Annotated in this window: 7 protein-coding genes; 1 reads left to right on the forward strand and 6 read right to left on the reverse strand. The window is 48.0% G+C overall.

Annotation, left to right across the window (positions count from 1 at the left end):
* Window positions 1-289 precede the first annotated feature (289 nt).
* The 4 genes from BN587_RS11425 to BN587_RS06875 form a co-directional block, all read right to left on the reverse strand.
* Window positions 290-727 carry a PaaI family thioesterase gene (locus tag BN587_RS11425; protein ID WP_021720398.1) on the reverse strand — a complete coding sequence of 146 codons (438 nt, stop codon included), beginning with the start codon at window positions 725-727 and terminating at the stop codon, window positions 290-292.
* Between the two features lie 3 nt (window positions 728-730).
* The gene (locus BN587_RS06865) at window positions 731-2101 is read right to left on the reverse strand and encodes an MmgE/PrpD family protein (RefSeq protein WP_021720399.1); all 1371 of its coding nucleotides are present in this window, start codon (window positions 2099-2101) and stop codon (window positions 731-733) included.
* Between the two features lie 78 nt (window positions 2102-2179).
* On the reverse strand, window positions 2180-3835 hold the full coding sequence (locus BN587_RS06870; protein WP_021720400.1) for an acyl-CoA mutase large subunit family protein: 1656 nt from the start codon (window positions 3833-3835) through the stop codon (window positions 2180-2182).
* Window positions 3807-5357: a succinate CoA transferase gene (locus tag BN587_RS06875; RefSeq protein WP_021720401.1), complete on the reverse strand. Its 1551-nt coding sequence runs from the start codon at window positions 5355-5357 to the stop codon at window positions 3807-3809. The genes BN587_RS06870 and BN587_RS06875 overlap by 29 nt, the downstream gene beginning before the upstream one ends.
* A gap of 358 nt (window positions 5358-5715) precedes the next feature.
* On the opposite strand from BN587_RS06875, the gene BN587_RS06880 reads away from it, so the two are divergent.
* Window positions 5716-6597 (forward strand): LysR family transcriptional regulator, encoded by an 882-nt coding sequence (locus BN587_RS06880; protein WP_021720402.1) that lies wholly within the window; start codon window positions 5716-5718, stop codon window positions 6595-6597.
* A gap of 52 nt (window positions 6598-6649) precedes the next feature.
* Here BN587_RS06880 and BN587_RS06885 read toward each other — a convergent pair whose 3' ends face one another.
* Together BN587_RS06885 and BN587_RS06890 are read right to left on the reverse strand one after the other, a co-directional pair.
* Window positions 6650-7534 carry a DMT family transporter gene (locus tag BN587_RS06885; RefSeq protein ID WP_021720403.1) on the reverse strand — a complete coding sequence of 295 codons (885 nt, stop codon included), beginning with the start codon at window positions 7532-7534 and terminating at the stop codon, window positions 6650-6652.
* A gap of 126 nt (window positions 7535-7660) precedes the next feature.
* Complete coding sequence (locus BN587_RS06890) at window positions 7661-9118, reverse strand: monomeric [FeFe] hydrogenase (RefSeq protein ID WP_021720404.1); 1458 nt, start codon at window positions 9116-9118, stop codon at window positions 7661-7663.
* Between the last annotated feature and the right edge of the window lie 93 nt (window positions 9119-9211).

A 9211-nucleotide genomic window follows, 5' to 3' on the forward strand; every position in this document is an offset into this window, starting at 1 on the left:
TTCTTAATTTGTCCTTGACAAAGGGTACACTTTACCGAAGGCAAGGCAGAAGAAAAGACTGCAACCGCAAAGCGTCTTTTAAGTATGGGATTATCTGTAGAGGATATTGCTAAGGCTACTTCACTTTCCGTTGAGCAGGTTGAAAAGATTAAGGCGGAATGAATTTGATAAAGATTTTTTGCTTACAGTAAAGGAGTTCTCCCGCAGGGGAGAACTCCTTTTTACATTGTAACGAAAGCAGTTAAGCTGTTATGGTATATGTTTTATAGATTACCTGCGGAGCTGATATCTACCACTTTTCCGGAATTCCGGGGAAGTCGGCAATCGTCAGCATACAGCAGCTGCCGGCGGCCAGCAATGTATCTGCATCAGTATCATATACATGAATCTGCATAGTAATCAACTGGTCATTATGCGAAACAACCTCAGCCTGTGCCTCTACCATTGCACCGGAAGGAGCGCCTTTGATGAAATCTACGGTCATCGATACCGTAACCACGCGCTTGCCCATAGCAGCGCAGGCAATACCGGTGGCATTATCCACCAGTGTTGTAAGCAAGCCTCCGTGCAGCTTGCCGTGAAGGTTTGTGTGGATAGCAGGGTCGATGCGCAGGCCTACTGCAGCTTTGCCGCAGCTGATGCTGTGAACCTTTATGCCGCAGTGCTGCATAAAAGCGTTATGCGTGTAGATATCTTTTACGCTTCGGATAATTTCTTCCGGTTGCATAAATCATTCCTCCTTTAGACAGGCATCCAGCGCTTGGGCAACGTCGCTGCATTGCTCAAGGCTTGCTACCAAATTTTGTAAACGTAATGCCTTTGCTTCACCGTAAACAGGTACGGCAAGGCTTATAAACTTGGCGCAGAGCTCCTCCCAAGTCAGAGGATTTTCCGGATCTCCCTTAGGATAATCAACCTGCATTGTAAGAGTTTGTCCGTTATACAGCTGAATTTCTACTCTGGAAGCCAGCTTGGAAGCATCTGCTGCATAAAGCTGTTCCATAGCCTCATCGCGGATAACCTCGATGCGCTGCATTAAATCCGTAAGCTCTTTGTTATGGATACATTCCTCGCTGAACTGCGCAATGCCTACTTCGCCGAACTTCAGCATAGCAGCGGAGCAATATTGAATACTGAATTTGCCGCCGTAGGGCGTTTGCGGCTGTGGATTATTGATCAGATAGTTGGTAATATCGTTGACGTACAGCTTAATTTCAGCGATGTCCTCAGGCTGCAGAGAATGAGCCTTGCGCAGCTCCTGAATGGCGTAAAGAGCGGCGTGAGCATGCTTGCAGCAGGCGTAGGGCTTGAAGGAGTTGATGTCGATTTTCAGCTTGTCGGTGCTCATGTTTTCGGTAAGTTTCTCCAAGTGCGGCTCCTTGACCATGGCACGGCAGAAGCCCTTTTCGCCTTCTAAAATTTCACTGGCTGCAGTAAAGCCCTTCTGCGAAAGATAAGCGCTGAGGACGCCACTGTAGGAAGCCTTGCCTGTGTGCAGCGGCTTGCTCATGGCACCTTCTTTGAGAAATTCCCACAGGCCTGCTGCCTGAGTGCCGGCGCTGCCGTAGCACATCAAGGTCTGCTGTGCGTCAAGACCGAGGGCGTTGGCGGCAGCAGCACCGGCGGCGATGGTGCCTGCGGTACCGGTAGTATGCCAAAAGAAGTAGGATTCCGGGATAACCGCTTCGCCTACGCGACCGCTGGCTTCGTAGCCTGCACAAATTGCTGCGATGAGCTGCTTGCCGCTTTTGTGCTCCGCTTCGCAGACAGCCAGTGCGGGAGAAACAACAACGCAAGCCGGATGAATAATCGACGGGTTATGCAGGTCATCAAAGTCCAGACTGTGGGAAGCAGCACTGTTGATAAAGGCTGCGTTCAGGGCGCCGGCCTTTTTGGCAGGAAGGCTGCCGAAAATGTTCGCCTGCGGGGCATCTCCCTGAAGAATAACATCATGGATAATACGCACCGGCTTTTCCTGTGAACCGCGGATAGCAATCCCCAGCCAGTCCAGCAGACATTTTTTAGCCATTTCGATGCTGTGAGCAGAAAGCTTTTCGTAGCACAATTCTGCGGTAAATTTTGCTAATGCTTTAGTTGTCATTGTTAATACCTGCCTTTGCTTTAATTTTAACTATTGCCATGGTATTCGCCAAATGCAACGTAAACACCTGCCTTAGCCTTAAAACAAATTACCTCCCTGCTGGTATTCTCCGAAAACCTCGCGCAGTACGCCGCAGATTTCGCCTAAGGTTGCATAGGTTTTAATAGCATCAATCAGATAAGGCATAAGGTTAGCTTCACACTTGGCAGCTTCCTTCAGAGCTTTCAGGGAAGCATCTACTGCTTGCTGGTCACGGTGAGCCTTCATTTCATTTACACTGGCAATCTGACGTTCCGCAACGCTTAAATCTGCCGTAATAATATCATTTGTTTTGACAGCCTTATTGTCTGCAAATTTGTTGACGCCGATGACTGTACGCTTGCCTTTTTCAATATCTGTCTGATATTCGTAGGCATGGGCAGCCATTTCACCTTGCATATAGCCTTGTTCGATAGCAGCAACCGCACCGCCCATGGCATCAATTTTTTGGATGTATTCATAAGCTTCTTTTTCGAATTTGTCAGTGAGTGCTTCAACATAATAGGAACCGGCCATTGGGTCGATTGTGTCGGCAACACCGCTTTCGTAAGCGATGAGCTGTTGGGTGCGCAGTGCAAGCGTTGCACTTTCTTCCGTAGGGAGGGCAATGGCTTCGTCATAAGCGCAGCAGGCCATCGACTGAATGCCTGCAAGTACAGCGGACATAGCCTGCCAGGTAATGCGGGCAACGTTGTTCAAAGGCTGCTGTGCTGTCAGCACGCTGCCTGCGGTATGAACGTGTACGCGCAGCATCTGTGCCTTGGGAACGGTGGCTCCGTAACGCTCTTTCATGATGCGTGCCCACAAGCGGCGGGCAGCGCGGAATTTGGCTATTTCAGAGAAGAAATTAAGGCCTGCGGTAAAAATCCAGCTGATACCGGGAGCAAAATCATCAACCTTTTGGCCTGCTTTGATTGCAGCATCAATATAGGCCATGGCATTAGCGAAGGCAAAAGCGATTTCCTGTACCTCGGAAGCACCTGCTTCGCGAATGTGATAAGCGCCAACGCTGATAGTATTCCATTTGGGGATATTCTGCGAGCAATAAGCAAAGGTATCTGTAATCAGGCGCATGGAAGGACGTGGCGGGAAGATATAGGTTCCGCGAGCGATATATTCCTTGAGAATATCGTTTTGAATAGTGCCCTTCAGCTGCTCCGGTTTTACGCCCTGCTTTTCGGCAACAGCTACATACATTGCCAGAAGTACGGCTGCCGGACCGTTGATGGTCATCGAGGTGCTGACCTTGTCCAGGGGAATGCCTTCAAAAAGCTTTTCCATGTCAGCGAGAGAATCAATAGCTACGCCAACCTTGCCGACTTCGCCTTCGGATAACGGTGCGTCGCTGTCCAGACCGATTTGTGTCGGTAAATCCATAGCTACGGAAAGACCGGTTTGGCCTGCCTGTAGCAGATATTTGTAACGGGCATTTGTTTCTTCGGCAGTGGCAAAGCCTGCATAAGCACGCATAGTCCACAGGCGGCCTCTGTACATTGTGGGCTGTACGCCACGGGTGAAGGGATACTGACCGGGAAAGCCGAGTTTACTGTTATAATCAAAATTTTCATCGATATCTAAGGGTGTATATAAGCGCTTTTCGCTTAAATGCTGCCGTTCAGGGAATTTTGCGATTGCCTTGGCAACCTTGGCATCATAGGCATCTAAGCTAAGCTGTAAATCTTCTCGTGTAGTCATAATGCTCTTCCTCCTTGGATTGCTCTTTCATCGTGCCTGTTTTTTCTAACGCTATGTGCATGTCGAAGGCATGTTCCAAATCAACAGGCTCATGGCCGTTTTTTCTTTGCGCCATTTTCAGGTAATCATAAAGCTGTTCCCTGAAATCGGGGTGGGCGCATTTTTCGATAATCAGTTTGGCCCGTTTTAGAGGACTCAGACCGCGGATATCGGCTACACCCTGCTCGGTAATAAAAATCATCGTATCATGTTCGGTATGATCTGCGTGTGAAACCATGGGAACTACGCTCGAGATATTACCGCCTTTGGCAGTTGACGGGGTGGAGAATATTGTCAGGTAACCGTTGCGCATATAATCTCCGCTGCCGCCGATACCATTCATCATACGGTTGCCCATAACATGGGTAGAATTTGCCTGACCGTAAATATCAAATTCAAGCGGTGTATTCATGGAGATAACGCCGAGGCGGCGGATGACCTCCGGATTATTGCTGATGTCGAGCGGACGCAGAACAATGCGGTTACGGTAGAGCTCGGGATTTTCTTTATACATCTCCCAAACTGTCGGCGATGGGGTGAAGGCACAGCCGGAGGCCTGGGTGACTTTACCGCATTTTATCAGCTTAAAAACAGAATCTTGCAAAATCTCCGAGTACATAGTAAGATTATCAAATTTAGATTCTGCCAAACCCATTAATACAGCATTGGCTATGCTTCCTACGCCGGACTGCAACGGCAGCATTTGCTGCGGCAGACGGCCGTGACGCTGCTCGTGCTCCAAAAAATCAACCAGGTTAGCGGCAATTTTTTTGCTTGCTTCATCAGGAGCGCTTAAATTGCGTACATGGTCGACAATGTCTGATTCGACGATGCAGGTAATTCTGTCAAGTCCGCAGCTTACATAAGGAGAACCGATGCGGTCACCGACATGATAAATAGGGATTTCGGTGCGCTCAGGTGGTTTGCTGCAGATGTAAATATCGTGCATTCCCTCCAGCGTCAGCGGGATAGATGTGTTGACCTCAACAATAATTTTTTTTGCATGCTTTACAAGCATAGGCGTGTTGCCGACACCAGAACCGAGAACAATGCTGCCGTCTGCATTGATAGCAGCGGCTTCAACGATTGCAACATCAACATCGCCGTAAAAGCCGTAGTCGATTTGTTGGGCAAAGTGGCTTAAATGCTGATCAATATAGGTTACGCTGCCGGTGTTGATCTGGCGGCTGAGTGTTTTGTTGGAGGCTGCATAATAAGGCATGCGTCCGCTGATACCGCCGACTTCGGCAAGTGCTTCTTCGATTTCCGGTCCGACGGAAGCACCGCTCCAAATATTGATACGGCATTTTTTGCCGGCCTTGATGGCTTTAGCGAGAGCAAGTGTGGTTTTCTTAGGATAGCCAGAGGGGGTGAAGCCGCTGACATCGACATTCATACCATCGGTAATCAGTGTGGCTGCTTCGTCCGCGCTGACTATTTTGTCAAATAGGCAGGGGGTGCGCAAACGTGTTGCATCCAGCATTTCAAAAACCTCTTTTCTTTTTTGGAAATTTCCTTATCTGCTTACAGTTTAAATCTATCAACATATAAAGTAAAATACGGAAAATACATTTTACATATAAAAAATATATATACGTTAACTCGTTCTTTGATGCGGGAACAGGATAATTCATGATATATAGTTGTCTGTTTTTAGAAAAAAACGAAAAACTTATGCTTTTATTCCTAATCACTTATAAAAATAATCTATTGGAGTTATATGCGTTTTGCATATGCTGTCATTGGTTTTATGAAAAATTTAATTTTAAAAACTAAAAATGTACTCAGAAATATTGCTGTATAGTATAATAAAGGCAGAGAGAAGTAAAGGAGAACCCTATATGGACATAGAATATTACCGCAATTTTATTGCCATAGTTGAAGCCGGCAGTATTTCTGCCGCAGCTAAGCAGATAGCGATTGCCCAGCCGGCGCTGAGTAATCAGCTTAAGGTGCTGCAGAAGCGTTTTGGTACGCAGCTGCTGCATGTGCGCCGTGGCGGTCACAGCATTGAGCTTACGGATGCAGGCTGTATTTTATATAACAAGGCTAAGTATATCTGCTCGGCAGAAAACAGCGCTCTGAAGGAGATAGTTGACTGTCAGGCAGGCTTTAGCGGTACGCTGCGCATAAGTCTGTCACCTTCGATGTCAATAAACTTTATTAAAAACTTTTTGAGTGATTTTTACAGAGAGTTTCCGCATATTAATTATGAGCTGTATGAGGTGCCGATTGACGAACAAACCCAGCAGCTTTTGGATGGGAAAACGGAAATAGGCATTGCCAATGCACCCCTAAAGCAGTCTAAACGCTTTGAAACGCTGTTCAGCCGTAAAGAGCGTCTGGTTGCGCTTTTTCATAAGGATAGCCCGTATCTGAAAAATGATAAGCCTAATATCCTGCTGGATGATTTGGAGGACATTCCGTTATGTCTGTCGCGTGGCTGTTCTGAGCTGTTTTTTTCTGTTTGCTCGGATTCACACATTTTCCCGCAGGTTATGAGTATTAATACTACTAAGCTTTCGGCCATAGCCTGGGCAGAAAAAAATACCGGTGTGGCAATTGTACCGGCACCGGCTGTAGAATTGTTTCCGGCGAATCTGGTCCGCAAGGAAATCAAGGATGAGCGCTTGTTTCTTGAGATGACGCTGTCTATAGTTAAGGGCAGAGAGCTGTCGCAGGTTGCGCAGACCTTTATTAATTATTATATGCAGAATAAATAAAAATACGCCTTAGGCTGTTGATGCCTAGGGCGTATTTGTTTGCCTTCTTACTTTATTTTTTCTTTGGCCTGTATTCTGAGATAAACAGGCCGGTCATCGTCAGGATGGTACCGAGTGCTACCAGCAGGGTGATTTTTTCCTGCAGGATAATAGCCGAAGTAATGACGGTGATAACGGGAACCATATAAATATAAACGCTGGCCTTTACTGCACCCAACTCCCTAACTGCCAAATTCCAAGTGACAAAGCAGAGGGCGGAAGCGCCCAGTCCCAGAAAGACAATGTTGAAAAGATAGGTAGTATTGGCGAAGCGCGCCAGGTTCAGTTCAAAATCCATAAAACCGAGCGCTGGCACCATAAAGAGAATGCCGTAGAAAAAGGTTCTGCGTGTAGCGAGGATAACAGGATAACCATAGCTGCTGATTTTTTTCGTCAGCAGAGCATAAAACGCCCACACGACGGCAGCCGAAATCGCCAGCAAATCACCCAGCGGATTGAGCTGCATGGCTACACCGTTGAAGCTGATGCAGGTGATGCCTGCCATTACGATGAAAAAGCCGATGATGAACTGCTTGCTTAAGCTGCCGGCAGAACGCATAAAATAATGCGCCAGCAGCGCGGTAAAGAAAGGCGCGGTGCTGCCGATTACGCCGACGTTGGAGGCTTGCGTATAGGTCAGGGCGATGTTTTCCAAAAGGTAGTAGAGGCAGATGCCGCAGAGGCCTGCTGCCATAAAAACAGGCTCCTGCTTTTTATCTGTTTTCAGCATTTTAGGATAGGCCAGCCAAAGGGCGAAAAAGGCCATAATAAAGCGGAAAAAAAGAATTTCCAGCGGCTGAAAGCCGGTAAGTAAAACCTTGGTAGAAATAAAGGTCGTGCCCCAGGTAGCAATTGTAATGAGGGCAGCAATGTGACCGATGTAGTGAGTGTTTTGCATTTGCTTAGGAATCTCCGTTCTTTTAGTGCGCAGTAAAACGCACTCTATGATTTTAGCAGACTAAAATCCTGCTATGAACAAACTATCCCCTCTGCCAATGCGGCAGAAGGGATAGTTTGTAAAATTTTATTTTGTGTGCTTATCTTCGGCAGCCTGCTTATTTGGGGCTGCTGCTGCGTATTTCGTCAGGGCAACCTTCGTAATGTGGAAGTCGCCTACGGCAGCAGGACCGTCGATACAGCCGTTGGAGCAGGCCATACCTTCGATATAGCTGCAGTCGAGCTTGCCTGTGGCAGCAGCCTTAACCGTATCACGGCATTTGTCCAGTCCGGAGCAGTATTGCGCATTATGTACCTCACCGCCCATAGCGGCAACCGTATCCTGCACGGCAGCGCTTACGCCGGCCGTCAGCGGGAAGCTCAGGCCAAGCTTGGAGGCATCACGTTCATAAGCGGTATCACCGCTCATTTCCACAAATTTGATATCCTTGCCCTCCAGCATGCACATAATCTCTTCAAAGGTCAGCACATAGTTGATGGTTTCGCGGTGCTCGCGTGCTTCCACCTTTTTGGCGATGCAGGGACCGATGAACACAGTAACGGCATAGGGATATTTTTGCTTTATCAGCTCAGCGCAGGTGAGCATGGGGGAGGGAGTGTCGGAAATCTTGTCCGCAGCCTCCGGTACCTGTGTTTTAATCAGCTTAACAAAGGCAGGACAGCAGGAGCTGGTCATAAAGCCCTGCTTGGCAGGAACCTTCTCCAGATATTCCTCTGCTTCCTTAACGCTGGTGATATCGGCACCAACACCAACCTCTACGACCTCGGCGAAGCCTGCTTTTTGAAGTGCCTCGTAAATTTGTGCCATAGTAATCTTTAAACCGTATTGGCCTACGATAGAAGGTGCCACAAGGGCGATAACCTGCTTGCCCTGCTGAATTTCGCGGATAACGCGGATGATATTGCTGCGCTCGTCAATGGCGCCGAAGGGGCAGGCATTGCGGCAGGCACCGCAGGAAACACATTTTTCATGGTCAATGACAGCCTTACGGTTTTCACCGATGCTGATGGCACCGATGGCGCAGGCACGCACGCATGGACGATGGATTTCGATAATTGCACCGTAGGGGCACATCTGCTTGCAGCGTCCGCATTCAATACATTTCGTTTTATCGATAAAGGCACGGTCCTGAATAATGGTGATAGCCTTTTTCGGGCAGTTATTCATGCATTTATGGGTGATGCAGTGACGGCACATATCGGTGACGTAATAAGCATCAATAGGGCATTGGTCGCAGGCTGCTGGGAGCACGTCGATAATCGGCAAATCGGTGCGCTCAGGCTCGTTCAGCGTCAGCTTGGCAGCCTCGATGATATTGCTGGAGCACTCCTGGCCCAGCGCCATATCAATACGGTTTTTCAGTACGGCTCTTTCTTTATAAACACAGCAGCGGTAGCGCGGAGTGTCCTCGCGTACCTCCTGCAGAATATCGTAGACGTGGTCAGGCAACTCGTTATTCCAGGTGTAGCGGGATAAATGCTTCAGCACCATGCGGCGTAGCTGCGCAACAGCGGTTAATTCCATAAGGGTTCCTCCTTGGCAATTAGTTATATTGCGTTTTGCATTGCATACTCTATACTGTACAATTCTTTACAGAACGCAAAAATCCTGCTGAAG

The organism is Phascolarctobacterium succinatutens CAG:287, from assembly GCF_000434895.1.
Classification (GTDB): domain Bacteria; phylum Bacillota; class Negativicutes; order Acidaminococcales; family Acidaminococcaceae; genus Phascolarctobacterium_A; species Phascolarctobacterium_A succinatutens_A.